Below are 26,711 nucleotides of genomic sequence, written 5' to 3' on the forward strand. Positions count from 1 at the left end.
GCTCGGCATCCCAAGGGCAATTCAGTGCGCCGAGACGGAGCGAGTGCAGTGCACCGGACGCCGCAGGCCCCGCCCTACGGGCGGACGGCGCTACTTTCGAAACGCGCCCCAGTACCGGACGCCCGGCGCCACGCGGCGCCGGGCACCGGGTCCGTGCCGGGTCCAGTTCCGTACACGACGAAGTCCCCGCACTCTCACCGAGTGCGGGGACTTCGTCGTGTGCGCGGTACGGCGGCGGGGTCAGCCCTGCCAGCTGTGCGGGGCGCGGAAGCCGGGGGTGCGCTCCAGACGGCGCCAGCCGGCGGTGGAGCGGCCTCGGTGCGCGGGGACCTCGGGCCTGGCCGCCGCGCGGGCCATCAGGATGGCGGTGATGGCGGCCAGCTCCTCGGGGGCGGCGTGGCCCTTCTCTACGCGCAGCAGGGACTCGTTCGTGGCATCGCTCATGAAGTCGTGTCTCCGTTGTCTGTCTCGGCAGGGACGGCGGGGCGGGCGGGGCGTCGCGTCACTGCGGGGGGTTGCCGTGCTTGCGGGACGGCAGGTCCGCGTGCTTGGTACGGAGCATGGCGAGCGCGCCGGCGAGGACCTCGCGGGTCTCCGCCGGGTCGATGACGTCATCGACGAGGCCGCGCTCGGCGGCGTAGTAGGGATGCATCAGCTCGGCCTTGTACTCCTTGACCATGCGGGCACGCATGGCCTCGGAGTCCTCGGCCTCGGCGATCTGCTTGCGGAAGATCACGTTGGCGGCACCCTCGGCACCCATCACCGCGATCTCGTTGGTGGGCCAGGCGTAGGTCAGGTCGGCCCCGATGGACTGGGAGTCCATGACGATGTACGCGCCTCCGTACGCCTTGCGCAGGATCAGGGAGATCCGCGGCACGGTCGCGTTGCAGTAGGCGTAGAGCAGTTTGGCGCCGTGCCGGATGATTCCGCCGTGCTCCTGGTCGACGCCCGGCAGGAACCCGGGCACGTCCAGCAACGTAACGATCGGAATGTTGAAAGCATCGCACATCTGGACAAAGCGTGCGGCTTTCTCCGATGCCTCGATGTCCAGCACTCCGGCCAGGGACTGCGGCTGGTTGGCGACGATGCCGACGACCTGGCCGTCGACCCGGGCCAGCGCGCAGATGATGTTACGGGCCCACCGCTCGTGGATCTCCAGGAAGTCGCCGTCGTCGACCAGCTCCTCGATGACCTTGTGCATGTCGTACGGCCGGTTGCCGTCGGCGGGCACGAGGTCGAGCAGGACGTCGGAACGGCGGTCGGCCGGATCCTCGGAGACGACCGTGGGCGGGTTCTCACGGTTGTTCTGCGGGAGCATCGACAGGAGGTAGCGGACCTCGGCGATGCAGGTCTCCTCGTCGTCGTACGCGAAGTGCGCGACGCCCGAGGTCTCGGCGTGCACGTCCGCGCCGCCCAGACCGTTCTGGGTGATCTCCTCGCCGGTCACGGCCTTGACCACGTCGGGGCCCGTGATGAACATCTGCGAGGTCTCGCGGACCATGAACACGAAGTCGGTGAGGGCGGGGCTGTAGGCGGCGCCGCCCGCGCACGGGCCGAGCATCACGCTGATCTGCGGGATGACACCGGAGGCGCGGGTGTTGCGCTGGAAGATGCCGCCGTATCCGGCGAGCGCGGAGACGCCCTCCTGGATACGGGCGCCGGCGCCGTCGTTGAGCGAGACCAGCGGGGCACCGGCCGAGATGGCCATGTCCATGATCTTGTGGATCTTTGTGGCGTGCGCCTCACCGAGGGCGCCACCGAAGATCCGGAAGTCGTGGGCGTAGACGAAGACCGTACGGCCCTCCACCGTGCCCCATCCGGTGATCACACCGTCGGTGTACGGCTTCTTCGCCTCCAGGCCGAAGCCGGTCGCCCGGTGCCGGCGGAGCTGCTCGACCTCCTTGAACGATCCTTCGTCGAGCAGCAGCTCGATGCGCTCGCGCGCGGTCAGCTTGCCCTTGGCGCGCTGGGCCTCGGTCGCGCGGTCGCTGGGCCCTCGGCGGGCCGTCTCGCGCAGCGCGTGCAGTTCCGCCACACGGCCCCGGGCGTCGATGGGCTCGCTCGGCGTCTCGTCCACTACGGTCATGTCCCAACCCTACGAACACCACCAAGGAATGCGCGCCGTCGACTCCGCACAGTCTCCCGGCGGTATTCCTGGTGGGCATGGACAGAACCCGGCCCGTTACGGAGTCACCGCACAGCACGGTACCCCCGGCCGTTGTAGGGATCCGCCTAGTACTTCCGTACTACCGGGCCGCGTGGTTCCCGCCGAGCAGTCCTCAGCGCAGCTCCATGGTGCAGCCGTGGGTGGCGCCGGCCGTTCCCGGGGTGATCCTCAGCCGTACCGTACGGCCCGCGGCGAGGACCTCGACGGACGGGTCGTGGGCGGTGACGCGCCGTACCGGGCGGCCCGGCCGGTCCCAGACGACCTCCAGGGGTTCCCCCGTCCGGGGAGGCTCGCTGATGTGCAGGGTGGCGGTACGGCCCCGTTCCACGGCGAGGACGCTCGCGGGGGCGGTCACGGTGAGCGGCCCCGCCGTCCCCGGGCGCCAGAAGTTCGCGGCGACGCACCCCAGAGAGCGGTCGGCCACTGCCTGCCGGGCGGCCGTGTTGGCCAGGACCACCGGACCGTGCCGGTCGGCGGCGCGGGCGGCGACGGCGCGCCGGGACGCACCGGGCATCAGCAGATACGTGTACGAGGCGGCGACCGGGTCGGTGCCGTGGTCGAGCCAGAGACTGCGGTAGTGGCGGGTACGGCGTTCGGGTGAGCTGGTGGTGTTGATGTCGCTCCACGCGCCGGTGCGCGCCTCGGCGAGCGTCCGTACCCGCGCGCCCCCGGGGAAGACCCAGCCACCGTGCCCGGCGAGATGCGCCCAGCGGGTCAGGGGTCCGCCGGGGCCTGGACGCGGGAGAGGCCCTAGCGTGAAAGCGGCCTCGGGCCGCTCGCCCAGGTTGCGGTTGTCGACGATCGTCTCGACGGGCACCCCGTCCGTGGCGCTGATCCCGGCTCCGAGGCAGACGACGGTGTCCCCGAGGCAGAACCAGGACTTGCGGGCTTCGAGCGTGGAGCCGAGCCCTTTGAGGTGCTGTCCGACGGCGGCGTACGTCCCGTCGGTCGCGCCGCCGACCCACCGTACGTCCGGTTTCGGCTCGCCCCACTCGCCGCCCGCGCGGTCCGGCAGGCGCCGGGTGGAGACCGTCGTACCGGGCAGCCGGTACGGGTCGACGGTGGGCCAGAACCAGTTCGTGTACTGGTCGTTGCCCCGGTCCGCGCACCACCACAGGAGCATCCCCGCGCCGGTGTGCCAGCCGCGCGGGTTCTCGCCGTTGCCGCACTCGTAGTGCGCGATCCGGTCGGAGGCCATGGCGATGTTGGCGGCCCACCCGGGGCGGCGGTGCACGGCCCGGTCCATGGCGGCGAAGAGGGTGTGGCCGGTCGGCTCGGGGGCGGCGGGCGCGCTCGACGCGGCGACGGCGCGCAGCCGGGCGAGATCGGCGACGTCGAACTGGCGGGCGGTGAGGACGGGCGAGACCGTGTCCCGTTCGATCCACCCCTTGAGCAGCGCCGTCCACCGCTCGCGCTCGGCGGCGCCGGCCGCGCCCGTGAGCAACGCGATCGCGGCGATCACCCCCTGGCCGTGGAAGTGGTCGCTCCGCGGTACCTGCCGCTCGTCGCTCCGCAGAAGACCGCGGCTGACGGCGCGCCCGTTGACGCTGTCCATCATCAGTCCGTTGTAGATCAGCGGGGCGTACGCGCGCTCCACGCTGTCGAGGACGGTCTGCCGGGCCGGGTCGGTGACGGCCCACGACGAACCGGCGAGGAGGGTGAGGAGCCGGCCCAGGCCGTCCAGCATGACCTGTCCGTACGTCCCGGAGTAGGCGACCCAGGTGTGCTGGACGAACGATCCGTCGGCGTAGAGTCCGTCCCCCTTCGTGACGTACGGGAAGACGGGCGAGAGCGCGTCGCGGGCGAGCGCGATCCGGTCGGGTGCCCGGCCGAGGACGCCGCGCAGGGCGACGGAGCGGCAGAGGTCGACGCGGTTGGCGCCGGTGCTGGTGCCCGTGTAGTCGGTGAGCAGGGTGTCGGGGATGAAGTGGTCGACGGCGGCGGTCCCGGCGGCACGCCGCGCGGCGGTGAGCCGGTCGTACAGGACGGCGGTGATGTCCATGAGGAGCCGGGGGCTGCCGATCTGCCACTCCCACCAGTTGCCGTACGGGGTGGTGGCGGGGTGGTAGACGGTCGCGGCGAGGTGGTCGAGCCCCTGGAGTACGGCGGCGAGGAGGCCGGCGTCCCCGGTGAGCCCGGTGCCCGGCTGGGCGTACGCGCGGGTCATGGTCCAGAGCCTGCCGTAGCTCTGGGTGATGCCGGCGGGCGGGTCGTAAGGGTGGTCGGGCCAGAGGGAGGCGGCGGCCGGGGCCATCGTCCGGCGGAAACGGGCGGCCAGTTCGCCGGTCTCGGCGAGGCGGGAGGCGTACGGCTCGGCGGCCGGGTCGTAGCCGCTGCCGAGCGACAGCTCCACCCAGCGCAGCCGCAGTTCGTCGAACGGGTCGGCGGGCTCGGTCCCGGTGGCCTGTACGGCGGTGCGCTCGGCCTCGGCGGCCTGGGCGGACCCGTACGGGAAGGAGCCCGCGCCGGTGGCGGCCAGGGCGGTGAGCACGGTACGGCGGGTCCAGGCGGACGGCAGCGACACGGGAGACCTCCGGAACGGAAGTGGTATGGACCGGCTGTCCGTTGGTCTAGCACCGCACGCTGCGGCTTTCAACGGTGAGCGCGGCCGTTCCGTCAACTTCCGCCCCGATCACGGTGTGTGACGCCCGATCAGCCGTCGCTCGATTGTGAGAGCGCTCTCAGCCTCAACTCTTGACTCGTTCCCCACCCGACGCGAGGCTGGGGGGCCACGCTGGGCGCCTCCTCCCACCCGCCGCGCCCTCGTGCCCCCCACATATCAGGAGTACTTCCGTGATATCCCGCCGACTGTTCCTCACCGGCACGGCCGCCGCGGCGACGGCGCTCACCTACCCCGTCTGGGGAAGCGCTCTCAGCCCGACCGCCTCGGCAGCCCCGGAGACCTGCGAGCTCGCCCTCCAGAACAAGTCGCTGCCCGGGGCCGTCAACGCCTATGTCACCGGCCACGACCAGGGTGGCTGGGTCCTGCTGCGCGCCGACGGCAGCATCTACCGGCCCGACTCCGTCGGTGCCCCGCAGACCCCGCTGCCGGTCGACTGCGCGATCCCGCTGAACCCCGCGGGCGGCGCGCCCGTCGTCCTGCGGCTGCCCCAGATGTTCGGCGCCCGCGTCTACTTCGTACGCGACGACAAGCTGGACTTCTTCCTCAACCCGGGCCCGGCCCTGGTCGAGCCGGCGTTCGCGACCGAGGCCGACCCCAACTACGGCCGCACCTGGTCGTTCTGCGAGTTCACGTTCAACCAGGACCAGCTCTTCTCCAACATCAGCTATGTCGACCTGGTGACGGCCCTGCCCATCGGCATCTCGCTGGAGGGCGATGACACCCACACGGTCGCCCCGCTGCCCGAGGGCGCGCTGGAGCGGATCGCGGACGGGCTCACCGCCCAGGCGGCGAAGGACGGCCACCCGTGGGACAAGCTGGTCCTGCGCAACACGGACGGGAAGGTGCTACGGGTCATCTCGCCGCAGAACCTGCCCGGCCAGACGGGGTTCGGCGGCGTCTTCGAGGGCTACGCCGACCAGGTCTGGGAGAAGTACCGCACCACCGATCTGACCATCGACCTCCAGGGTGGCCGGGGCGTCTTCACCGGCCGGGTCAGCGGCGACACGCTCACCTTCAACGGCGGCCACACCTTCGCCAAGCCGAACTCGATGGACATCTTCACCTGCAACAGCGGCCCGTTCGCCAACAACCCCGCCGACTCGGACGACAAGAAGGGGCTGCTCGCCCGGCTCGCGGCGGCGTTCAACCGCTCGACGCTGCTCACCCACACACAGACGCCGAACGGCCTCACGGCGGCGGACTACTACCAGGACCCGGTGACCAACCACTTCGCCCGGATCGTGCACGACAACAACCCGGTCGGGTACGCGTTCCCGTACGACGACGTCCAGGCGGACGGCCAGCCGGACGTCTCGGGCGCGGCGCACGACGGCAACCCGCGCCGCTGGACGGTGTCGGTCGGCTCCTGACCACGGCCGCCGCACGATGTGACGGTGCCCCGCCTCTCCCCGGTGACGGACGGGGAGAGCGGGGCGCCGCGCGGTGCGGAGGTGCGCCGCGCCGTGCGGAGGTCAGCAGCCGCCGCAGTTGTAGTACGTGACGTCCCAGTGGTTGCTCTCGTCCGCGTAGACGTTGCCGGAGCCGGACTTCCACTGCGGGGCGCCGTCGCCGCGCACCCCGATGTACGTGAAGGTGTTCTTGATGTAGTTGGTGAGACAGGTGGTCGGGCGGAAGTCGAGCTTGTAGCCGTTCCAGTGCGAGTACGTGCCGCTCGCGTGCCCGGTCTCCGTGCCTCCGGTGATGGTGAGGGCGCAGCCCGTGGCGCTCCTCAGCGTCTGCGCCCCCTTGGCGGTGTCGAGGTTGAGCTGGTCGAACGAGGTGCAGCTTCCGTTGTTCCGGTCGGAGCAGCCGCCGGTGGAGACCCAGGCGATGCCGGACGAGTTGAACATCGAGCTCGCGGTGGCGTGCGTGATCTTCGTGGCCGCCTGGGCGTCGGTGGCGGAGCTGAACACCCCGAAGCCGGGGGCGAAGAGGGCGCCCAGGACCAGGGCGAGGGCGCTGAGGACGGAGCGGATTCTCATGGGGGGATTGCCTCCTGCTGAAGACCGTGGCGTCGTGGGGTAGGCGGTGCGGTGGAGCAGGCGGTGCGGGGCTGATCCTGCCCGATGTCTACGCGCGTCCGCCAGAGGATTCGCATCGCCCGTTCGTGTGAATATCGAGATGTTGTTGAACCTTGAACGAGATAGGTCTAAGGTGGCAATCGTTGAAGCTTAAACAACACCGCGACAGTCCCGTACCTGGAGGAACACCATGGCTCTCTTCGGCCGCAAGAACGACAGCAGCGCCCCGACCGCCACCGTCGACGCGGACCCGGCCCTGGCCGCGCTCACCGGCGCGTACACCATCGACCCCTCGCACAGCACGATCAGCTTCACCGTGCGCCACGCCATGGTGACCAACGTGCGCGGCACCTTCACGGAGCACGAGGGCACGCTCCACCTGGACGGCTCGAACCCGGCGAACTCCACGGCGTCCATCGACGTCTCGATCGCCAGCATCGACACCGGCGCGCCCGACCGCGACGGCCACCTCCGCAGCGCCGACTTCTTCGACGCCGGGACGTTCCCGGCGATGACCTTCCGCTCCACCGCCGCCGAGCGGATCGACGCGGACACGTACCGCGTCACCGGCGACCTGACGATCAAGGACGTCACCCGGCCGCTCGCCATCGACCTGGAGTTCCACGGCTCCGCCACGGACGTCTACGGCAACGAGCGCGTCGGTTTCGAGGGCAGCGCGACGATCCTGCGCTCCGACTGGGGCCTGACGTGGAACGCGGCGCTGGAGACCGGCGGTGTGATGGTCAGCGACAAGGTGAAGCTGGGCTTCGACATCTCCGCGATCAAGCAGGGCCCCGAGGCCGCCTGAGGCCAGGGACCACCGGCGCGGTGACGGGGATACGCGGGTACGGCGGCGGCACGGTAGGGGTTACAGCGGTACGGCGATGAGGATACGGCCGCGGGGGTACGGCCACGGGGTCCTCAGAAACCGCCCCCGCCGAAGTCGCCCCCGCCCCCGAAGTCGCCGCCTCCACCGAAGTCCCCTCCCCCGCCGAAGCCGCCGCCCCCGAAGTCGTCCGGGTTGAAGTCGGCGCCCGACTGGTCGCCGCCCTCGAAGCCGGAGCCGTACCCGCCGCCGAGGTCCGCGGCGTAGGCGGGGCTCGCCATCATCGAGCCGAGCATCGTGCCCACCAGCAGGCCGGGCAGCAGCCCGCCGCCGAAGTAGCCGCCGGCCCACGGTCCGTACGCCGGGCCGGCGTCCCAGTACGGGCGTGGCCCCTGGTCGGTCCGGACGGTACGGGTCATCGGCTCGTCGCCGTCCGCCAGCCGCGCCGCGTCCGCCGCGCAGACCGGCACCGTACGCCGCGCCCCGGCGGGCGGGGACCACTGGGCGTCCTTGGTCGAGGGGCCGTGGCGCGGGTCGAAGAAGCACGGCAGACGGCGCTCGGGCAGCGGGGCGCCCGTCCGGCGCGCGGCCAGGGTCGCCAGCGAGAAGCGGCCGTCCTCCAGCGCCTGGGTCACTCCGCGTACGTCGTCGGGGCGCCGGGCCGAACCCATCAGCGACTTCGCCTGTTCGTACGCGTCCAGGGAGTGCGCGTAGTCGCCGCGCATCGCGTCGTCGGCGCCCGCTTCGCCGGGGTGGAAGTCGAGCCGGTCCAGCTCCTCGCCGAACGCGGTGATGTCCTCGTCCACGACGACCCGCAGCTGGTCCAGGGCCGCCTGCTCACGCTCCAGTTGTTTCCGGCGGTTCCTGCGCACCACGGCGTAGGCGCCCGCGCCACCCAGCACGACCACCGAGCCGAGCACGATCAGTCCGGCGGACGAGCTGCCGGCGGCGTCCCCCGAGCCGCCTCCCCAGGAGGCCGGCGCCTGGCCGCGGGTCTGCGGGAGCGCCTGGTCGACGAAGTCGGAGAGCTGGGTCGCGGCGTCGGCGGGGGCGCCGCCCGCCTTGACCCCGGCGACCAGGTTCGAGACGGCCTGCCGGGAGAGGACGGAGGGGTCGGCGCCCGCGTTGAACCGGTCGCCGAGGCGGATGGCGTACAGCCCGGTCACGCCGGTGTCGGTCCGTACGGTGCGCAGGACGCTCGCCGCCGGGAACTGCGCGGTGTCCGGCAGGACCGCCACGAAGAGCGGCTTGTCGGCGTCCTTGATCTTCTTCGCCAGGGCGTCGGCCTGCGCGGCCGAGAGCTGGTCCCTGGCCCCCGGATCCACATAGACCGGGCCCTTCTTCAGGGCCTCGGCCACGGCCCCGGGGCCCGTGGTGGCGGCCTGCGCGGCGGGCGCCGCCCCGAAGGCGGCGGCCGACAGGGCGAGAAGCAGCCCGGACAGGAAGAAAATCAGCCTCGACCTCATACGTCGACGCTACCCGAAGCGGGGCCATAACGGACGGGCGGGGAGCGGCTGGAGGAGAAGGCCACCGGGCCACCGGGGCGCCGGCGCCCGGCACTCCGCGCCCGCCTGCCAGGCCCTCCCCCTCCTCCGCCCGCCCGGTCCACGCCACCGACCCGGGTCTCCTCCACCCGCCCCGTCCACGCCACCGACCCGGTCTACTCCGCCGGCTCGATCCCGGCGCGGAGCAGTCCGTAGGTGTACGCGTCCTCCAGCGCCTGCCAGGACGCGGCGATCACGTTCTCGCCGACCCCCACCGTCGACCACTCGCCGACGCCGTCGCCCGTGGTGATCAGTACGCGGGTGGTGGACTCCGTACCGTGGCGGCCCTCCAGGATGCGGACCTTGTAGTCGACCAACTCCAACTTCGCGAGCTGCGGGTAGATCCGCTCAAGCCCCGACCGCATGGCCCGGTCCAGCGCGTTGACGGGGCCGTTGCCCTCCGCGGTGGCGACGATGCGCTCGCCCTTGGCCCACAGCTTCACCGTCGCCTCGTTGGCGTGCGTACCGTCGGGGCGGTCCTCGACGATCGCGCGCCAGGACTCCGTACGGAAGTACTGGCGCGGCCGGCCCTCGACCTCCGCGCGGAGCATCAGCTCGAAGGAGGCGTCGGCCGCCTCGTACGTGTACCCCTTCAGCTCCTGCTCCTTGACCCGGCCGACGACCCGGCCGACCAGGTCCCGGTCGCCGCCGAGGTCGATGCCCAGCTCCTTGCCCTTCAGCTCGACGGAGGCGCGGCCCGCCATGTCGGAGACGAGCATCCGCATGGTGTTGCCGACCTGCTCGGGGGCGATGTGCTGGTAGAGGTCGGGGTCGACCTTGATCGCGGAGGCGTGGAGGCCGCCCTTGTGCGCGAAGGCCGAGACGCCGACGTACGGCTGGTGGGTGGAGGGGGCGAGGTTGACGATCTCGGCGATGGCGTGCGAGATCCGGGTCATCTCGGCGAGGGAGCCCTCGGGCAGGACGCGCTTGTCGTACTTCAGCTCCAGCGCGGCGACGACGGGGAAGAGGTTGGCGTTGCCGACGCGCTCGCCGTACCCGTTGGCCGTGCACTGGACGTGGGTGGCGCCGGCGTCGACGGCGGCGAGGGTGTTGGCGACGGCGCAGCCGGTGTCGTCCTGGGCGTGGATGCCGAGGCGGGCGCCCGTGTCGGCGAGGACGGTGGCGACGACGGCCTGGATCTGCGCGGGCAGCATGCCGCCGTTGGTGTCGCAGAGGACGACCACGTCGGCGCCGGACTCGGCGGCGGCGCGTACGACGGACTTGGCGTACTCGGGGTTGGCGCGGTAGCCGTCGAAGAAGTGCTCGCAGTCGACGAAGACGCGGCGGCCCTGTTCGCGCAGGTAGGAGACGGTGTCACGGACCATCGCGACGTTCTCGTCCAGCGTGGTGCGCAGGGCCAGCTCGACATGGCGGTCGTGCGACTTGGCGACGAGGGTCACCACGGGGGCGCCGGACTCGACCAAGGCCCTGACCTGCGGATCCTCGGAGGCTTTCGCTCCGGGACGGCGGGTGGAGCCGAAGGCTACGAGCTGCGCGTGCCGGAAGTCGATCTCCTGCTGGGCGCGGGAGAAGAACTCGGTGTCACGCGGGTTGGCGCCGGGCCAGCCGCCCTCGATGAAGCCCACGCCGAAGTCGTCCAGGTTCCGGGCGATGGCCAGCTTGTCGGCGACGGTCAGATTGATGCCCTCGCGCTGCGCACCGTCGCGCAGCGTCGTGTCGAAGACATGGAAACTGTCGTCCGCCACCGTGGACTCTGTGGTCATGGTGTCCTGCTCCTGTCGAGTGGAAGGTCTGGCTCCACTTGCCCCCATCATCGCGTGCCGCTCGCTTCCGGCCGGGGTGGGGCCGGAAAACGAAAAAACCCCTCGCGGGTGCGAGAGGTCTGCGCGCGGGTCTGGGGCACGATGGCCGCGCCGTACAGGGTGGTACGGGGCGGTCACTGCGGACCGGCGCGCTTGCTGCCGATAATGATGGCGAACGAGAGCACGGGCCGATTTTCGCATGTCTCGCGCGTCCTGAAGGACCCGTCTCACGATACGAACGAGCGCCTGTGGGACCGGGCGGAACGGACGGGGTCCGCGCCCGTGCGGACACGGACGCGAACCCCTCGTGCGTCGATCGGGCGGTACGCCCTCCAGGCAGCGCCTTCAGCCGGGCCGTGCACCGACCTGGCGGTCCGTGCGTCAGCCGAGCTGGTGCATCCAGCCGTGGAGGTCCGGCGTGATGCCCCGCTGGATGTCGAGCAGCCCCTTGCGCAGCTTCATGGTGACCTCGCCGGGCCGGCCGCCCGACTGCGCCCACTCGCCGCTCGCCGACTTGACGGTGCCGATCGGGGTGATCACCGCGGCCGTACCGCAGGCGAAGACCTCCGTCAGGGTGCCGTTCTCGGTGTCGCGGCGCCAGTCCTCCTTGGAGATCCGGCCCGCCTCGGAGGTGTAGCCGAGGTCACCCGCGAGGGTGAGGAGCGAGTCCCGGGTGATCCCCGCCAGCAGCGAGCCGGTGAGTTCCGGGGTGACGATGCGGTCGCCGTACACGAAGTACAGGTTCATGCCGCCCAGTTCCTCGACCCAGCGGTGCTCGACCGCGTCGAGGTAGGCCACCTGGGCGCACCCCTGCTCGGCCGCCTCGGCCTGGGCGAGCAGGGAGGCCGCGTAGTTGCCGCCGGTCTTGGCGTCGCCGATGCCGCCGGGGACGGCGCGGACGTAGTTCTCCGAGAGCCAGACGGAGACCGGCTGCACGCCGCCGGGGAAGTACGCGCCGGCGGGCGAGGCGATGACCAGGAACAGGTACTCGTTGGCCGGGCGCACGCCGAGGCCGACCTCGGTCGCGAACATGAACGGGCGCAGGTAGAGGGATTCCTCGCCGCCGTGCGCGGGGACCCATGCCTTGTCCTGCTGGACCAGCGCGTCGCACGCCGCGAGGAAGGTCTCGGTGGGCAGCTCCGGCATGGCGAGGCGGCGGGCCGAGCTCTGGAAGCGCGCGGCGTTGGCCTCGGGGCGGAAGGTGGCGACCGAGCCGTCGGGCAGCCGGTAGGCCTTGAGCCCCTCGAAGATCTCCTGCGCGTAGTGCAGGGTCATGTTGGCGGGGTCGAGCGAGAGCGGCCCGTACGGGACGAGCTGCGCGTCGTGCCAGCCCCTGCCCTCGGTCCAGCGGATCGTCACCATGTGGTCGGTGAAGTGGCGGCCGAAGCCCGGGTCGGCCAGCAGCGCGTCGCGCTCCGCGTCGGACAGCGGGTGCGAGGAGGGCTTCAGTTCGATCGTGGGCGCGTTCGTGGGCGTGGTCATGAATACTCGTCCTTCACGTTTGGGTGTGACGGACCGCGCTCACGCCGCTACTGCTGATAGGACGTCCGAGCATTCCCGCATGCCGCGGCCCACAGCGATTATCGCTCGGGCGGGGTGGCGCGGGAAATGGGGGTGAGTGCGATCCGGGAACTGATGTCGGTACCCGGTGGCCGCACAGCACGAAGCAGCCGCCGGGCAGTGGACCCGGCGGCTGTGTGAGAAGTCGGCGGGTCAGCTCGCTACGCGTACCGCGAGCGCGTCGCCGATCTCGTCGGTGGTGCGCGGGGACGCCGTACCGTCGCGCCCGGCGAGGTCGGCCGCGACGGCCTCCTCGATCCGGGCGGCCTCGGCGTCGAAGCCGAGGTGCCCCAGCAGCAGGGCGACGGAGAGGATGGTGGCCGTGGGGTCGGCCTTGCCCTGGCCCGCGATGTCCGGGGCCGAACCGTGGACCGGCTCGAACATGGACGGGAACGTACGGTCCGGGTTGATGTTCGCGGACGCGGCCAGGCCGATGCCGCCGGTCACGGCAGCGGCGAGGTCGGTGAGGATGTCGCCGAAGAGGTTGTCGGTGACGATCACGTCGAAGCGGTCCGGCTGGGTGACGAAGAAGATCGTCGCGGCGTCGACGTGCAGGTAGTCGGTGGTGACCTCGGGGTACTCCTGGCCCACCCGGTCGAAGATGTTCTTCCACATGTGGCCCGCGTAGACGAGGACGTTGTTCTTGTGGACCAGCGTCAGCTTCTTGCGGGGACGGGAGTTGGCCCGCTCGTACGCGTCACGGACGACCCGCTCGACGCCGTACGCCGTATTGAGGCTCACCTCGGTGGCCACCTCGGCGGGCGTGCCGGTGCGCAGTGAGCCGCCGTTGCCCGTGTACGGGCCCTCGGTGCCCTCGCGGACGACGACGAAGTCGATGTCCGGGCGGCCGGCCAGCGGCGTGTCCGTGTTGGGGAAGAGCTTCGACGGGCGCAGGTTCACGTAGTGGTCGAAGGCGAAGCGCAGCTTGAGCAGCAGCCCGCGCTCCAGGACGCCGGACGGCACGGAGGGGTCGCCGATCGCGCCGAGGAGGATGGCGTCGTGCCCCTTCAGGGCCTCCAGCTGCGCGTCCGGGAGGGTTTCCCCGGTACGGTGCCAGCGGCGCGCGCCGAGGTCGTACTCCTTGGTCTCCAGCTTCACATCCTGCGGGAGAACCGCGCCCAGGACCTTGAGGCCCTGAGCCACGACCTCCTGGCCGATGCCGTCACCGGGGATCACTGCGAGATTGAGGCTGCGAGACATGTCGGCACCCTACTCCGCGTCCCAGTGCCTGACACGGTGCGTCCATTCTGTGGACACATTGCGAATCGGCCGCCCTTTGTACGCCTTTGCTCCACGTATCCGCCACCGGCCGGTGTCACCGTCGGTCCATGGACACTCCCCGCGTCGGGATTCCCGACCATCTCGCCTCCCGTATGACGATGCCGGAGCAGCACGAGTACCTGCGGGCCCGCATCGGCCGGCGCGGCCTGCTGCGCGCCGGGACCGTGGCCGCGTCCACGGTGGCGGGCGCCGGGCTGCTGGGCGCCAGTGCGGCCACCGCCGAGCCCGCGACGTCCGCCGCCGGCTTCCTGCCGTCGTCGGCGTCCACCCGGGTGGACGGGGCGCTGGTGGCGCCCTTCGGCCGCCATCTGGCCTTCGGCGCGGACCCGAAGACCATGATGTCGGTGTCCTGGCAGGTGCCGCTGCCGGTGAAGGACCCGTATCTGCGGGTGGGGCTGAAGCCCTGGGACCTGAGCCAGCGGATCAGGGCCGAGGTACGGCCGCTGCATACGCCGTCGCTCTCGGCGAAGCTGCCCGCCGTGGACCAGTACTACCTGCATGCCTCGCTGGAGCGGCTGCGCCCCGGCACGACGTACTACTACGGCGTGGGCCACAGCGGTTTCGACCCGGCGGACGGGCGCAACCTCGGGACGGTCGGGACCTTCCGTACGGCCCCGTCCCGCGCCGGGTCCTTCGTCTTCACGGCCTTCGGTGACCAGGGCGTCTCGTACGACGCGCTCGCCAACGACCAGGTGATCCTGGGCCAGAACCCGGTCTTCCACCTGCACGCGGGAGACATCTGCTACGCGGACAGCAGCGGCCAGGGGCAGGCGGCGGACACCTACGACGCGCGGGTGTGGGACCAGTTCCTCGCGCAGACGGAGTCGGTGGCCTCGCGGGTGCCGTGGATGGTGACCACCGGCAACCACGACATGGAGGCCTGGTACTCGCCGCACGGCTACGGCGGGCAGAACGCGCGCTGGACCCTGCCGGGCAGCGGCCCGGACGCGGAGAAGTCGCCGGGCGTCTACTCGTTCACGTACGGCAACGTGGGGGTGGTGGCGCTGGACGCCAACGACGTGTCGAACGAGATCCGCGCCAACTCCGGGTACACGGACGGCGCCCAGACGCGCTGGCTGGACAGGCGTCTGGGCGAGCTGCGCAAGGACAAGGACATCGACTTCGTCGTGGTCTTCTTCCACCACTGCGCCTTCTCCACGACGAACGCGCACGCCTCGGACGGCGGGGTGCGCGACGCGTGGGTGCCGCTCTTCGACAAGCACCGGGTGGACCTGGTGATCAACGGCCACAACCACGTGTACGAGCGGACGGACGCGCTGCGCGGCGGCGCGGTACGGCGCACGGTCCCGGTCGGTGAGTCCGTCAGCTCCGTACGGGACGGCATCGTGTACGTGACCGCGGGCGGCGCGGGCAAGGCGCTGTACGACTTCCCCGTACCGGACAGTTACGAGGGCCATGTGGCCGATGTGGAATCCGTTCCCACGTACCACTGGGCGAAGGGCGGCGCGAAGGCCACCGAGACGGTGGAGTGGTCGCGCGTGCGCTACACCGGGTTCTCGTTCCTGGCCGTCGAGGTGGTGCCCGGGGCCCGGCCGGCGCTGAAGGTCTCGGCGCTCGCGGAGACGGGCCACCGGGTGGACCACTTCACGATCACGCGCTGACGCGGCACCGGCCGGTGGTCAGTGGCCGACCGGGCCGGTGGCCGACCGCGTTTCCGGTGGTCAGTGGCCGGTCGCGCCGCCGTTGTCCCTCCGGTCGAGTGCGCGCTGGAGGGCGGCGGCGGCGTTCTTGCGCTCGGACTCGCTGGTGCGGGGGGTGCGGCGGACGCGGCTGCGGACAGTGGTCTCGGCCATGGTGATCGACTCCTTGAGATAGCTGAGCCACGCGGCAGGGCCGCGTGAGGCATCTGCGAGGCGCCGGAAGGGGCGGGGGGCATACGCGGCAGGGGTTGCCTGCGTGGGGGCGCGTGCCAACGGCCGCCATTCGCTGGATGGAGCGAGACGTTCGGCTCATTCCAAGCTAAGCGAGGGCGGCCGGTCTGTCCTCATGATTACTCGGACTTCCTACTATCTGAGACGGTGGTCCTCCAGCATCGCCGTCGTTTCCGTGTTCCCGGCGGGGGAACCCGATGCGGCGGAGGCGACTCATGAACGCACAGGCGTGGACGGACAAGGGACGCGGTACCGCGGAGCAGGCCGCGAACAGCAAGGCCATGGATGTGGCGGCCCGGTGGGGGTTCGCCGCGCGTGGGGCGATCTACCTGCTCATCGGGGTGCTCGCGCTGCGCGTCGCGTTCGGCGACAGCGGCGGAGGCAGCGGCGGCGACGGCGGTCAGCAGGCCGACCGGGGCGGCGCGCTCGCGGAGATCGCGGCGAGGCCGATGGGCGCCGTCCTGCTCTGGGCCCTCGGGGCCGGGCTGGCGGGCATGGCGCTGTGGCGGCTCTCCGAGGCGCTGTTCGGCGCGGCGGGCCCCGACGGGCACAAGGCGGGCAAGCGGCTGCTGTCGGCGGGACGCGCGGTCTTCTACGGGTTCACCGCCTACTCCGTGCTGGCGTTCGCCGTCGGTGACCAGGGCAGCGGAAGCGGTTCGAGCGACCAGGAGTCCCGGGACGTCACGGCCAGGGCGCTGGAGCTGCCGGGCGGCCGGTGGATCGTGGGGATCGCCGGGGCGGGTATCGCGGCGGCGGGGCTGTGGATCGGCGTCCGCGCGGTCCTCCGTAAGTACCACAAGCATCTGAAGCTCGCCGAGATGTCGCGGCCGGCCAGGCGGCTCGTCGATGTGACGGGCGTCGGCGGCGGCTCGGCGCGCGGGGTCCTCTTCACGGCGGCGGGGGTCTTCGTGGTGCTGGCGGCGGTCGCGTACGAGCCGGACCGGGCGAAGGGGTTCGACGACACGCTGCGCTCGTTCACCGAGACCCCGGCGGGGCCCTGGCTGCTGGCGCTGGTCGCGGTGGGGCTGATGCTGTTCGGGCTCTTCTCCTGGGCGATGGCCCGCTGGCGCACGGTCTGACGTACGGCACGGCGTGGAGCCGCCCCCGTACCGGAGGGGTGTGTGGTGACCGGTACGGGGGCGGGATCCTGGAGGGGCCGACGGGCGCGGTGGCCCCGGGGGCGTCAGCCCATGTGCGGGTAGCGGTAGTCCGTCGGCGGGACCAGCGTCTCCTTGATGGCGCGGGTCAGCGTCCAGCGCATCAGGTTCTGCGGGGCGCCCGCCTTGTCGTTGGTGCCGGAGGCCCGGCCGCCGCCGAAGGGCTGCTGGCCGACGACCGCGCCGGTCGACTTGTCGTTGATGTAGAAGTTACCGGCGGCGTAGCGCAGCTTCTCCATCGCGTGAGCGGCGGCGGCGCGGTCACCCGCGATGACCGCGCCGGTCAGGGCGTACGCCGAGACGGACTCCATCTGGTCGAGCACGGTGTCGTAGTCGGCGTCGTCGTAGACGTGCACCGCGAGGATCGGGCCGAAGTACTCGGTCGTGAAGACCTCGTTCTCGGGGTCGGTGCAGACGATGACGGTGGGCCGGACGAAGTAGCCGACGGAGTCGTCGTACGTGCCGCCCGCGACGATCGTGCAGCTCGGGTCGGCGGCGGCGCGGTCGATGGCGGCCTTGTTCTTGGCGAAGGAGCGCTCGTCGATGACGGCACCGATGAAGTTCGTCAGGTCGGTGACGTCGCCCATGGCGATCCCGTCGACCTCGGCCGCGAACTCCTCCTGGAAGCCGTCGTTCCAGATCGAGGCGGGGACGTAGGCGCGCGACGACGCGGAGCACTTCTGGCCCTGGTACTCGAAGGAGCCCCGGGTCAGCGCCGTCTTGAGAACGGCGCGGTCGGCGCTCGGGTGGGCGACGACGAAGTCCTTGCCGCCGGTCTCGCCGACGATGCGCGGGTAGGAGCGGTACGTCTCGATGTTGGCGCCGACCGTCTTCCACAGGTGCTGGAAGGTCCTGGTCGAGCCGGTGAAGTGGATGCCGGCCAGCTCGGGGTGGGTCAGGGCCACGTCGGAGACGGCGATGCCGTCGCCCGTCACGAGGTTGATGACGCCCTTGGGCAGGCCCGCCTCCTCCAGCAGCTCCATGAGCAGCACCGCGGCGAGGGTCTGCGTCGGGGAAGGCTTCCAGACGACCACGTTGCCCATGAGGGCGGGCGCGGTGGGCAGGTTGCCGGCGATCGCCGAGAAGTTGAAGGGCGTGATCGCGTAGACGAAGCCTTCGAGGGGCCGGTGGTCGAGCCGGTTCCAGACGCCCGGGGAGTTGGCGGGCGGCTGCTCGGCGAGCAGGTCACGGGCGTACTTGACGTTGAAGCGCCAGAAGTCGACCAGCTCGCAGGGACAGTCGATCTCGGCCTGCTGGGCCGTCTTGGACTGGCCGAGCATCGTGGCGGCGGCGAGCTTCTCGCGCCACGGTCCTGCGAGCAGTTCGGCGGCGCGCAGGATGATCGCGGCGCGGTCGTCGAACGCCATCGCGCGCCAGGCCGGGGCGGCGGCCAGGGCGGCGTCGACCGCGTCCTGGGCGTCCTGGCGGGTCGCGCCGGCGAACGTGCCGAGAACGGCTCCGTGGTTGTGCGGCTGGACGACGTCGACGCGCTCGCCGCCGCCCATCCGCTTCTCGCCGCCGATGGTCATCGGCAGGTCGACGGGGTTCTCGGCCAGCTCCTTGAGCCGGACCTCCAGCCGGGCCAGCTCGGGCGAGCCGGGGGCGTAGCCGTGCACCGGCTCGTTGACCGGCGCGGGAACCTGGGTCACAGCGTCCATGGGGGCCGCATCTCCTTCTGTCTGCAAGTCTGCTCTTCTTCGGCGGTCGGTGGGGCGCGTGGGGTCAGCCGCGGCTGACCAGCGAACGCAGGAAGAACGTGAGGTTGGCGGGGCGCTCGGCGAGGCGGCGCATGAAATATCCGTACCAGTCGGTGCCGTACGCGATGTAGACGCGCATCCGGTGCCCCTCGGCGGCGAGCCGGAACTGCTCGGCCTCCCGGATGCCGTACAGCATCTGGAACTCGTACTCGTCGAGCTTGCGCCCGGCACGCCGGGCGAGGTCCTGGGCGATGGCGACGATGCGCGGGTCGTGGGTGCCGACCATCGGGTACCCGGAGCCGTCCATCAGAATCCGCAGACAGCGGATGTACGCCCGGTCGACCTCGGCCTTGTCCTGGTACGCGACGGACGCGGGCTCCTTGTAGGCGCCCTTGACGAGGCGTACGCGCGAGCCGGCCGCGGCCAGGACGCGGCAGTCCTCCTCGGTGCGGAAGAGGTACGACTGGACGACGGCGCCGGTCGACGGGAAACGCTCGCGCAGTTCGGCGTGGACGGCGAGTGTCGAGTCGAGGGTCGTGTGGTCCTCGGCGTCGAGGGTGACGGTGGTACCGGCGGCGTCCGCCGCCTCGACGACGGCGGTGACGTTCTTCAGGGCGAGGTCGTGCCCGCCGGGCAGCGCCTGGCCGAAGGAGGAGAGCTTCACCGACATCTCGGCGCGGGGGCCCAGCTCCAGCGGTGCCAGGGCGTCGATGAGCCGCAGGTAGGCGTCGCGGGCGGCGAGCGCCGCGGACGGGTCCGTGATGTCCTCGCCGAGGACGTCGAGCGTGATCTCCAGGCCTTGGTCGGCGAGGGAGCGGACGACCGGGGTGGTCTCCTCGACGGATTCGCCGGCGATGAAACGGTTCACCACGGGCTTGGTGACCGGGGCGGCCGAAAGTGTGCGGCGCAGGGCGTCGCTGCGTGACGCGGCAAGGATCACAGGACCCAGCACAGGGACCTCCACGGTGGATCGAACGGTGCGGCAGGGGAACGGCAGGAGAACCACTGTGAAACCTAAGGATCGCTCCGATCCTCTGCCATCGACACCTGTCACGCATCCGTGGCCCGGATCTCAGACAGATGTCTGAAGGCCGGGGGATAATGTCCGGGTGAAGGACGATTACCAGGAACTGGTCGACGAGATCTCGACGCTGCTCGGCGTTCCGGCGACCCTGGAGAACCGGGATTTCGGGCTGATCGCCTTCGGGGTGCACGACAGCGACGACGACGCGGCGATGGACCCGGTCAGGACGCGTTCCATCCTGACCCGCCGTTCGACGCCCGCCGTCCGCGCCTGGTTCGAGGACTTCGGCATCACCCACGCGTCCGGCCCCGTCCGCATCCCGGCGGCGCCGGACGCCGGGGTCTTCCGTGGCCGGATCTGTCTGCCCGTACGCCACCGGGGGCGGGTCCTCGGCTACGTCTGGCTGCTCGACGACTCCGACCCGGGGCCGGGCGCCGCCGCGCTCGCCGCGGCCATGGAGGTGACGGAGCGGATCGGCGAACTCCTCGCCGACGAGGCCAAGGCGGGCACCGACCTGGCCAGGGAGTTGCGGGCCGTCCTCGCCGCGGGCCCCGGCTGGCAGCGGGAGATGGCGTCGGCGGCGCTGCGTGCGGCGCTGGGCCCGAGCGCGGACGGGCCGCACCTCCTGCTCTGCGTGGCACCGTGGGGCGCCGCGGAGCCGCCGGTCCGGGCCGTGCCGGGAACGGCGGCGCTCTGCGTCCTGCCGCCCCCCGCGCCGTACGGGGCGGACGCGGCCCGCCGTGGCGCGGACGGCGAGGGGGCGCTGGCCCTGCTCGTACGGCTGCGCTCGGCGGACGCGGAGGCGCCCGTCCTGGCGGCGGCCGCGCGGCTGCGCGAGGCGGCGGGAGCGGCCGGCGGGGCCGGGGTCTGCGCCCCGCGCCGGGGGCTGACGGAGCTGCCGGAGGCCTGGCGCGAGGCGGTCGCGGCGGCCCGCGCCTCGGTGGCCCAGCCCCGGCTCGGCCCGGTGGCGCGGTGGGCGTCGATGGGCGCGTACCGGCTCCTGACGGCGCTGCCCACGGCGCCCGACCCGGCGGTCCTGGCCCTGCTCTCCCCCGCCCACGCCGAACTGGCCCACACCGCCGAGGTGTTCCTCGACCACGCGGGCCAGGCGGGCCGTACGGCCTCGGCGCTCGGCATCCACCGGCAGACGCTCTACTACCGGCTCTCCCGGATCGAACAGCTCACGGGTCTGGACCTCGACGAGGGCGAGGACCGGCTGCTGCTGCACATGGCGCTGAAGGCGGCGCGCCTGTGACCGTGCGCTCGTCCCGGGCCAGGACCTGACCGCCGCCCCGTCCAGAAGTGCGGTTCCGCCCCCTCCGTGCTGGAGACGGGCCAGGGGCGGCTCCGACGGTCGCGGCGGCCGTCCTCGCCACCGTGCTGCTGCGCGGCGGGGACCGGACCGTACGGACCGCACGCGCGTACGCGCCGCTGCCGGAACCGGCCCGGGAGGCGCCGGGCGGGGCGGGCTGCCCCGGGGAACGTCCGAAGGACCCGGTGGGATGCCACCGGGTCCTTCGGTCAGGAACGCTCCGCGTCAGTCCGTGAGGTTCACCGAGCGGGCCGAGACCGCGCCGATCTCCGAGGCGATCTCCGTGAGCACGGCCGGCGGGACCGTGTCGTCGACGGTGAGGACGACCAGCGCCTCGCCGCCCTCCTCCGCGCGGGAGACCTGCATGCCCGCGATGTTCAGCCCGGCCTCGCCGAGGATCCGGCCGACCGTGCCGACGACGCCGGGGCGGTCCTCGTACCGCAGGACGACCATGTGCTCGGCCAGTGCCAGATCCACGTCGTACTCGCCGATCGCGACGATCTTCAGCAGGTGCTTCGGCCCGGCCAGCGTCCCGGAGACCGAGACCTCCTCTCCGCCCGCGAGCGTGCCGCGCACCGTCACCACGTTGCGGTGGTTCGGGGACTCGCTGGAGGTGGTGAGGCGGACCTCGACACCACGCTCCTGCGCGAAGAGCGGAGCGTTCACGTACGACACGGTCTCCGCGACGACATCCTCGAACACGCCCTTGAGCGCGGAGAGTTCGAGCACCTTCACATCGTGCTGAGTGATCTCGCCGTACACCTCGACGTCGAGCCTGGCCGCGACCTCGCCCGCGAGGGCGGTGAAGATCCGGCCGAGCTTCTCGGCGAGCGGCAGGCCCGGGCGCACGTCCTCGGCGATGACCCCGCCCTGGACGTTGACCGCGTCGGGGACCAGCTCACCGGCGAGCGCGAGCCGTACGGAACGCGCGACCGCGACGCCCGCCTTCTCCTGCGCCTCGTCGGTGGAGGCGCCGAGGTGCGGCGTGCAGACGACCTGGTCGAACTCGAAGAGCGGGGAGTCCGTGCAGGGCTCCTTCGCGTACACGTCCAGACCGGCGCCGGCGACCCGGCCCTCCTTGAGGGCGGAGGCGAGCGCCGCCTCGTCGACGATCCCGCCGCGCGCGGCGTTGACGATCCGGACCGACGGCTTGACCTTGTGCAGCGCCTCGTCGCCGATGAGACCGATCGTCTCGGGCGTCTTGGGCAGGTGCACGGTGATGAAGTCCGACACCTCCAGCAGCTCGTCCAGCGTCAGCAGCTTGACGCCCATCTGCGCGGCGCGGGCCGGCTGCACATAGGGGTCGTACGCGACGATCTTCATACCGAAGGCGGACATGCGCTGCGCGACGAGCACGCCGATCCGGCCGAGGCCGACGACGCCGAGGGTCTTCTCGCTCAGCTCGACGCCCGTGTACTTGGACCGCTTCCACTCGCCGTTCTTGAGCGCGGTGTTGGCCTGCGGGATGTAGCGCGCGGTGGCCACGAGCAGACCGCAGGCCAGCTCGGCGGCGGTGACGATGTTCGACGTCGGCGCGTTGACGACCATCACGCCGGCCTTGGTGGCGGCGGAGACGTCGACGTTGTCGAGGCCGACCCCGGCGCGGGCGACGACCCTCAGCTTCCTGGCCGCGGCCACGGCCTCGGCGTCGACCTTGGTCGCCGAGCGGACGAGAATCGCGTCCACGTCGGCGATGGCCGGAAGCAGCTCCGCGCGGTCGGCGCCGTTGCAGTGCCGGATCTCGAAATCCGGACCGAGCGCGTCGACGGTGGCGGGCGACAGCTCTTCAGCGATGAGTACGACAGGTTTCGAGCTCACGTGAGTCCTCACAAGTCCCATTGCGGACGGCCGTCCCGACGGCCGCATGCGGTGGAGGGGTCCTAGGGCGGAGCGCGCCCTAACCGCGTGAAAGACGCACGACGCTGTGGGCCTGACGCGTATGTGTTGAGCAGTGTAATGCTGCCGCCGGGCGGCGTTTCCGCCCGTGCGGCAGGATCACTCGTATGTGCGTACAGGCGACAGGGCGCCGTGCGTCGCCGATGGGCGGGCGGCCCCGGCCCGGCCCTCTCCCCCGGTTCGCCCGGGGGTCAGGAGCCGTGCCGGGGCCGCCCGCCCACGGTGTTACGCGTCCTCGTCGTCGACCCAGCTCATGAGCTTGCGCAGCTCGGCGCCGGTCGTCGCCAGCAGGCTGTCGCTGTCGGCCTTCTTGTACTCGTTGTACTTCTTCAGACCGCCGTGGTACTCGTCCATCCAGTTCTTGGCGAACGTACCGTCCTGGATCTCGGCCAGGATCTTCTTCATCTCGACCTTGGTCTGGTCGGTGATGACGCGCGGGCCGCTGACGTAGTCGCCCCACTCGGCGGTCTCGGAGACCGACCAGCGCATCTTCTCCAGGCCGCCCTCGTACATGAGGTCCACGATCAGCTTCAGCTCGTGGAGGCACTCGAAGTACGCGATCTCCGGCTGGTAGCCGGCCTCGGTCAGCGTCTCGAAGCCCGCCTTGACCAGCGCGGCGGTACCGCCGCAGAGCACGGCCTGCTCACCGAACAGGTCGGTCTCGGTCTCCTCGGTGAAGGTCGTCTTGATGACGCCGGCGCGGGTGCCGCCGATGCCCTTCGCGTACGAGAGGGCCAGCGCGAACGCCGCGCCCGAGAAGTCCTGCTCGACGGCGGCGATACACGGAACGCCGCGGCCCTCCTCGTACTGGCGGCGCACCAGGTGGCCCGGGCCCTTGGGGGCGACCATCGCGACGTCGACGTTGGCCGGCGGCTTGATGAAGCCGTAGCGGATGTTGAGGCCGTGGCCGAAGAACAGCGCGTCGCCGTCCTTCAGGTTGTCCTTGATGGACTCCTCGTAGACCTGGCCCTGGATCGGGTCCGGCACCAGGATCATGATGACGTCGGCCTCGGCGGCGGCCTCGGAGGGCGTCACGACGCGCAGACCCTGCTCCTCGGCCTTGGCCTTGGACTTGGAGCCCTCGTGCAGGCCGACCCGGACATCGACACCCGAGTCACGGAGCGACAGCGCGTGGGCGTGGCCCTGGCTGCCGTAACCGATGACCGCGACCTTGCGGTTCTGGATGATGGACAGGTCGGCATCGTCGTCGTAGAACAGCTCGGCCACTGGGTCTTCTCCTTGGTGTGCACTTCTGTGAAATGTCGCAGCTTGCGTCCCACCGTACGGCGGTGGGCGCGAAGCCGGTCTCCCGGTCTCGGCATTCGAACCGGACCGGGCGGGGTCCTGTCCGCCTCTCGTGACGAGAGACGTCAGGCGCTGCGGTCCAGGGCCCGCAGGCTGCGGTCCGTGATGGACCGCGCGCCACGCCCTATGGCGATCGTCCCTGACTGCACCAGCTCCTTGACACCGAACTGCTCCAGCATCTTGAGCATGGCGTCGAGCTTGTCACTCGATCCGGTGGCCTCGATCGTGACGGCGTCGGGTGACACGTCGACGGTCTTGGCGCGGAACAGCTGGACGATCTCGACGATCTGGGAGCGGGTCTCGTTGTCGGCGCGGACCTTCACCAGGACGAGCTCGCGCTGGATCGCAGCGCCGGGCTCGAGTTCGACGATCTTCAGGACGTTCACCAGCTTGTTGAGCTGCTTCGTCACCTGCTCCAGGGGCAGTTCCTCGACATTGACCACAATGGTGATGCGGGAGATGTCGGGGTGTTCGGTGACACCGACGGCGAGCGAGTCGATGTTGAAACCGCGGCGGGAGAACAGTGCGGCGATCCTGGCGAGGATGCCGGGGGTGTTCTCCACCAGAACGGAGAGCGTGTGCCTGGTCATGTGTCGGTCTCTTCTCTCGTTCTCGCGGCTCAGTCGTCGGCGCTGTCGCCGAAGTCGGGGCGGATGCCCCGGGCGGCCATGACCTCGTCGTTGGAGGTGCCTGCGGCGACCATCGGCCACACCTGGGCGTCCTCGTGGACGATGAAGTCGACCACGACGGGGCGGTCGTTGATCGCGTTCGCCTTCGCGATGACCGCGTCGAGATCGTCCGGGGACTCGCAGCGCAGGGCGACACAGCCCATGGCCTCGGACAGCTTGACGAAGTCCGGGACGCGGGTGCCGCCGCTGGGGCCGCCCCCGTTGTCCTGTCCCGCGTGCAGGACGGTGTTGGAGTAGCGCTGGTTGTAGAAGAGGGTCTGCCACTGGCGGACCATCCCGAGCGCCCCGTTGTTGATGATCGCGACCTTGATCGGGATGTTGTTGAGCGCGCAGGTGGTGAGTTCCTGGTTGGTCATCTGGAAGCAGCCGTCGCCGTCGATCGCCCAGACGGTACGGTCCGGCTGCCCCGCCTTGGCGCCCATGGCTGCCGGGACGGCGTACCCCATGGTCCCGGCGCCGCCGGAGTTCAGCCAGGTGGCGGGCTTCTCGTACTCGATGAAGTGCGCGGCCCACATCTGGTGCTGGCCGACGCCCGCGGCGAAGATCGTGTCCTCGGGCGCCAGCTGGCCGACGCGCTGGATGACCTGCTGCGGCGAGAGCGAGCCGTCACCGGGCTGCTCGTAGCCGAGGGGGTAGGTCTCGCGCCAGCGGTTGAGGTCGCGCCACCACGCCGCGTACCCGGCCTGGGCGGCCGCGCCGACATGGCCCTCGGTGTGCTCCGCCTGGACGGCCTGGACGAGGTCGGCGAGGACCTCGCGGGCGTCCCCGACGATCGGCACGTCCGCGATACGGTTCTTGCCGATCTCGGCGGGGTCGATGTCCGCGTGGACGATCTTGGCGTACGGGGCGAAGCTGTCCAGCTTGCCGGTGACGCGGTCGTCGAAGCGGGCGCCGAGGGCGACGATCAGGTCGGCCTTCTGGAGCGCGGTGACGGCGGTGACCGCACCGTGCATGCCCGGCATCCCCACGTGCAGCGGGTGGCTGTCGGGGAAGGCGCCCAGCGCCATCAGGGTGGTGGTGACGGGGGCGCCGGTCAGCTCGGCGAGGACCTTCAGCTCGGCGGTGGCGCCGGCCTTGATGACGCCGCCGCCGACGTACAGGACGGGGCGCTCGGCGTGGGTGATCAGCCGGGCGGCCTCGCGGATCTGCTTGGCGTGCGGCTTGGTCACCGGGCGGTAGCCGGGCAGGTCCTGGGTAGGCGGCCAGGAGAAGGACGTACGGGCCTGGAGGGCGTCCTTGGCGATGTCGACCAGGACGGGGCCCGGCCGGCCCGTGGAGGCGATGTGGAACGCCTCGGCGATGGTCCGCGGGATGTCCTCGGCCTTCGTGACCAGGAAGTTGTGCTTGGTGATCGGCATCGTGATGCCGCAGATGTCCGCCTCCTGGAAGGCGTCCGTTCCGATGGCCTTGCTCGCCACCTGGCCGGTGATCGCGACGAGCGGCACGGAGTCCATGTGCGCGTCGGCGATCGGGGTGACCAGGTTGGTGGCGCCGGGCCCCGAGGTGGCCATGCACACGCCGACCTTGCCGGTGGCCTGGGCGTAGCCGGTCGCGGCGTGGCCCGCGCCCTGCTCGTGGCGGACGAGGACGTGCCGGACGCGGGTGGAGTCCATCATCGGGTCGTACGCGGGAAGGATGGCGCCGCCGGGGATGCCGAATACGATCTCGGCGCCCACCTCTTCAAGAGACCGGATGAGCGACTGCGCGCCCGTGACGTGCTCGACTGAGGCGGAGGACGGTCCGCCGTTACGGGCCCGCGGCTGCGGATGGTGGGCCCCGGTGGCCTGCTCGGTCATCGGCATTCTCTTCTCGAAGCTGAGGGTTTTTGCGAGTTTTGTGGTGTGCCGGTGCAACAAAAAACCCCTCGTGCCGTGAGGCAGGCGAGGGGAGCGCGTCGGTTGCGGTCTGCAGAGCGGGAAGGAAGCTCTGCGTCAGCCGACGCGCTGTCCAAGTA

At 71.2% G+C, this 26,711-nt stretch carries 20 protein-coding genes; 5 read left to right on the forward strand and 15 right to left on the reverse strand.

Going from position 1 to position 26,711, the window contains the following annotated elements; all coding sequences use genetic code 11:
* Nucleotides 1-240: 240 nt before the first annotated feature.
* The 3 genes from ACFXPL_RS30830 to ACFXPL_RS30840 all read right to left on the reverse strand — a co-directional run bounded on the left by ACFXPL_RS30830 (nucleotide 241) and on the right by ACFXPL_RS30840 (nucleotide 4,691).
* Nucleotides 241-444, reverse strand: a complete 204-nt coding sequence (locus ACFXPL_RS30830) for an acyl-CoA carboxylase subunit epsilon (RefSeq protein WP_384925778.1) — start codon at nucleotides 442-444, stop codon at nucleotides 241-243.
* A 58-nt stretch (nucleotides 445-502) separates the two neighbouring features.
* Nucleotides 503-2,086 (reverse strand): acyl-CoA carboxylase subunit beta, encoded by a 1,584-nt coding sequence (locus tag ACFXPL_RS30835; RefSeq protein WP_384925780.1) that lies wholly within the window; start codon nucleotides 2,084-2,086, stop codon nucleotides 503-505.
* A gap of 193 nt (nucleotides 2,087-2,279) precedes the next feature.
* Nucleotides 2,280-4,691, reverse strand: coding sequence for a polysaccharide lyase 8 family protein (locus tag ACFXPL_RS30840; RefSeq protein WP_384925782.1), 2,412 nt, complete (start codon nucleotides 4,689-4,691; stop codon nucleotides 2,280-2,282).
* 269 nt (nucleotides 4,692-4,960) lie between these two features.
* Here ACFXPL_RS30840 and ACFXPL_RS30845 point away from each other — a divergent pair, with 269 nt between their 5' ends.
* Nucleotides 4,961-6,160: a glycoside hydrolase family 64 protein gene (locus ACFXPL_RS30845; protein ID WP_384925784.1), complete on the forward strand. Its 1,200-nt coding sequence runs from the start codon at nucleotides 4,961-4,963 to the stop codon at nucleotides 6,158-6,160.
* 102 nt (nucleotides 6,161-6,262) lie between these two features.
* Here ACFXPL_RS30845 and ACFXPL_RS30850 read toward each other — a convergent pair whose 3' ends face one another.
* Nucleotides 6,263-6,772: a hypothetical protein gene (locus tag ACFXPL_RS30850; RefSeq protein WP_384925786.1), complete on the reverse strand. Its 510-nt coding sequence runs from the start codon at nucleotides 6,770-6,772 to the stop codon at nucleotides 6,263-6,265.
* Nucleotides 6,773-7,001: 229 nt separating this feature from the next.
* On the opposite strand from ACFXPL_RS30850, the gene ACFXPL_RS30855 reads away from it, so the two are divergent.
* On the forward strand, nucleotides 7,002-7,619 hold the full coding sequence (locus ACFXPL_RS30855; protein WP_384925788.1) for a YceI family protein: 618 nt from the start codon (nucleotides 7,002-7,004) through the stop codon (nucleotides 7,617-7,619).
* Nucleotides 7,620-7,732: 113 nt separating this feature from the next.
* On the opposite strand, the gene ACFXPL_RS30860 is transcribed toward ACFXPL_RS30855, so the two are convergent.
* The 4 genes from ACFXPL_RS30860 to ACFXPL_RS30875 form a co-directional block, all read right to left on the reverse strand.
* On the reverse strand, nucleotides 7,733-9,103 hold the full coding sequence (locus tag ACFXPL_RS30860) for a hypothetical protein (RefSeq protein ID WP_384925790.1): 1,371 nt from the start codon (nucleotides 9,101-9,103) through the stop codon (nucleotides 7,733-7,735).
* Nucleotides 9,104-9,297: 194 nt separating this feature from the next.
* The gene (cimA, locus tag ACFXPL_RS30865; RefSeq protein WP_384925792.1) at nucleotides 9,298-10,905 is read right to left on the reverse strand and encodes a citramalate synthase; all 1,608 of its coding nucleotides are present in this window, start codon (nucleotides 10,903-10,905) and stop codon (nucleotides 9,298-9,300) included.
* Between the two features lie 420 nt (nucleotides 10,906-11,325).
* Nucleotides 11,326-12,426, reverse strand: a complete 1,101-nt coding sequence (locus ACFXPL_RS30870; RefSeq protein WP_384925794.1) for a branched-chain amino acid aminotransferase — start codon at nucleotides 12,424-12,426, stop codon at nucleotides 11,326-11,328.
* A gap of 231 nt (nucleotides 12,427-12,657) precedes the next feature.
* Nucleotides 12,658-13,704 (reverse strand): 3-isopropylmalate dehydrogenase, encoded by a 1,047-nt coding sequence (locus tag ACFXPL_RS30875; protein WP_384925796.1) that lies wholly within the window; start codon nucleotides 13,702-13,704, stop codon nucleotides 12,658-12,660.
* A gap of 128 nt (nucleotides 13,705-13,832) precedes the next feature.
* Between ACFXPL_RS30875 and ACFXPL_RS30880 the strand changes: the two genes are divergently transcribed.
* A complete protein-coding gene (locus ACFXPL_RS30880) occupies nucleotides 13,833-15,407 on the forward strand; it encodes a purple acid phosphatase family protein (RefSeq protein WP_384925798.1) in 1,575 nt (524 codons plus the stop codon).
* A 60-nt stretch (nucleotides 15,408-15,467) separates the two neighbouring features.
* Here the strand turns inward: ACFXPL_RS30880 and ACFXPL_RS30885 are convergent, their stop codons facing one another.
* Complete coding sequence (locus ACFXPL_RS30885; RefSeq protein WP_384925800.1) at nucleotides 15,468-15,599, reverse strand: hypothetical protein; 132 nt, start codon at nucleotides 15,597-15,599, stop codon at nucleotides 15,468-15,470.
* 293 nt (nucleotides 15,600-15,892) lie between these two features.
* On the opposite strand from ACFXPL_RS30885, the gene ACFXPL_RS30890 reads away from it, so the two are divergent.
* Nucleotides 15,893-16,756 (forward strand): DUF1206 domain-containing protein, encoded by an 864-nt coding sequence (locus ACFXPL_RS30890; protein WP_384925802.1) that lies wholly within the window; start codon nucleotides 15,893-15,895, stop codon nucleotides 16,754-16,756.
* Between the two features lie 104 nt (nucleotides 16,757-16,860).
* On the opposite strand, the gene pruA is transcribed toward ACFXPL_RS30890, so the two are convergent.
* Complete coding sequence (gene pruA / locus ACFXPL_RS30895; protein ID WP_384925804.1) at nucleotides 16,861-18,492, reverse strand: L-glutamate gamma-semialdehyde dehydrogenase; 1,632 nt, start codon at nucleotides 18,490-18,492, stop codon at nucleotides 16,861-16,863.
* A gap of 64 nt (nucleotides 18,493-18,556) precedes the next feature.
* Nucleotides 18,557-19,483 carry a proline dehydrogenase family protein gene (locus ACFXPL_RS30900; RefSeq protein ID WP_384925806.1) on the reverse strand — a complete coding sequence of 309 codons (927 nt, stop codon included), beginning with the start codon at nucleotides 19,481-19,483 and terminating at the stop codon, nucleotides 18,557-18,559.
* Nucleotides 19,484-19,640: 157 nt separating this feature from the next.
* Between ACFXPL_RS30900 and ACFXPL_RS30905 the strand changes: the two genes are divergently transcribed.
* Nucleotides 19,641-20,810 (forward strand): PucR family transcriptional regulator, encoded by a 1,170-nt coding sequence (locus ACFXPL_RS30905; protein WP_384925808.1) that lies wholly within the window; start codon nucleotides 19,641-19,643, stop codon nucleotides 20,808-20,810.
* 282 nt (nucleotides 20,811-21,092) lie between these two features.
* On the opposite strand, the gene serA is transcribed toward ACFXPL_RS30905, so the two are convergent.
* From serA to ACFXPL_RS30925, 4 genes are all read right to left on the reverse strand, one after another.
* A complete protein-coding gene (gene serA, locus ACFXPL_RS30910; RefSeq protein WP_384925810.1) occupies nucleotides 21,093-22,685 on the reverse strand; it encodes a phosphoglycerate dehydrogenase in 1,593 nt (530 codons plus the stop codon).
* Nucleotides 22,686-22,988: 303 nt separating this feature from the next.
* Nucleotides 22,989-24,137: a ketol-acid reductoisomerase gene (ilvC, locus tag ACFXPL_RS30915; RefSeq protein WP_384925837.1), complete on the reverse strand. Its 1,149-nt coding sequence runs from the start codon at nucleotides 24,135-24,137 to the stop codon at nucleotides 22,989-22,991.
* Complete coding sequence (gene ilvN / locus ACFXPL_RS30920; protein ID WP_329822124.1) at nucleotides 24,134-24,658, reverse strand: acetolactate synthase small subunit; 525 nt, start codon at nucleotides 24,656-24,658, stop codon at nucleotides 24,134-24,136. The genes ilvC and ilvN overlap by 4 nt, the downstream gene beginning before the upstream one ends.
* A 29-nt stretch (nucleotides 24,659-24,687) precedes the next feature.
* On the reverse strand, nucleotides 24,688-26,553 hold the full coding sequence (locus tag ACFXPL_RS30925) for an acetolactate synthase large subunit (RefSeq protein ID WP_384925813.1): 1,866 nt from the start codon (nucleotides 26,551-26,553) through the stop codon (nucleotides 24,688-24,690).
* Nucleotides 26,554-26,711 lie beyond the last annotated feature (158 nt).

The sequence above is a fragment of the Streptomyces sp. NPDC059092 genome (assembly GCF_042756365.1).
GTDB lineage: Bacteria > Actinomycetota > Actinomycetes > Streptomycetales > Streptomycetaceae > Streptomyces.

What these genes read in the sequence shown, in the direction of transcription:
- ACFXPL_RS30830 (WP_384925778.1), bottom strand. Translation starts at nt 444, where the DNA reads ATGAGCGATGCCACGAACGAGTCCCTGCTGCGCGTAGAGAAGGGCCAC.
- ACFXPL_RS30835 (WP_384925780.1), bottom strand. Translation starts at nt 2,086, where the DNA reads ATGACCGTAGTGGACGAGACGCCGAGCGAGCCCATCGACGCCCGGGGC.
- ACFXPL_RS30850 (WP_384925786.1), bottom strand. Translation starts at nt 6,772, where the DNA reads ATGAGAATCCGCTCCGTCCTCAGCGCCCTCGCCCTGGTCCTGGGCGCC.
- ACFXPL_RS30855 (WP_384925788.1), top strand. Translation starts at nt 7,002, where the DNA reads ATGGCTCTCTTCGGCCGCAAGAACGACAGCAGCGCCCCGACCGCCACC.
- ACFXPL_RS30860 (WP_384925790.1), bottom strand. Translation starts at nt 9,103, where the DNA reads ATGAGGTCGAGGCTGATTTTCTTCCTGTCCGGGCTGCTTCTCGCCCTG.
- cimA (WP_384925792.1), bottom strand. Translation starts at nt 10,905, where the DNA reads ATGACCACAGAGTCCACGGTGGCGGACGACAGTTTCCATGTCTTCGAC.
- ACFXPL_RS30870 (WP_384925794.1), bottom strand. Translation starts at nt 12,426, where the DNA reads ATGACCACGCCCACGAACGCGCCCACGATCGAACTGAAGCCCTCCTCG.
- ACFXPL_RS30875 (WP_384925796.1), bottom strand. Translation starts at nt 13,704, where the DNA reads ATGTCTCGCAGCCTCAATCTCGCAGTGATCCCCGGTGACGGCATCGGC.
- ACFXPL_RS30880 (WP_384925798.1), top strand. Translation starts at nt 13,833, where the DNA reads ATGGACACTCCCCGCGTCGGGATTCCCGACCATCTCGCCTCCCGTATG.
- ACFXPL_RS30885 (WP_384925800.1), bottom strand. Translation starts at nt 15,599, where the DNA reads ATGGCCGAGACCACTGTCCGCAGCCGCGTCCGCCGCACCCCCCGCACC.
- ACFXPL_RS30890 (WP_384925802.1), top strand. Translation starts at nt 15,893, where the DNA reads ATGAACGCACAGGCGTGGACGGACAAGGGACGCGGTACCGCGGAGCAG.
- pruA (WP_384925804.1), bottom strand. Translation starts at nt 18,492, where the DNA reads ATGGACGCTGTGACCCAGGTTCCCGCGCCGGTCAACGAGCCGGTGCAC.
- ilvN (WP_329822124.1), bottom strand. Translation starts at nt 24,658, where the DNA reads ATGACCAGGCACACGCTCTCCGTTCTGGTGGAGAACACCCCCGGCATC.
- ACFXPL_RS30925 (WP_384925813.1), bottom strand. Translation starts at nt 26,553, where the DNA reads ATGACCGAGCAGGCCACCGGGGCCCACCATCCGCAGCCGCGGGCCCGT.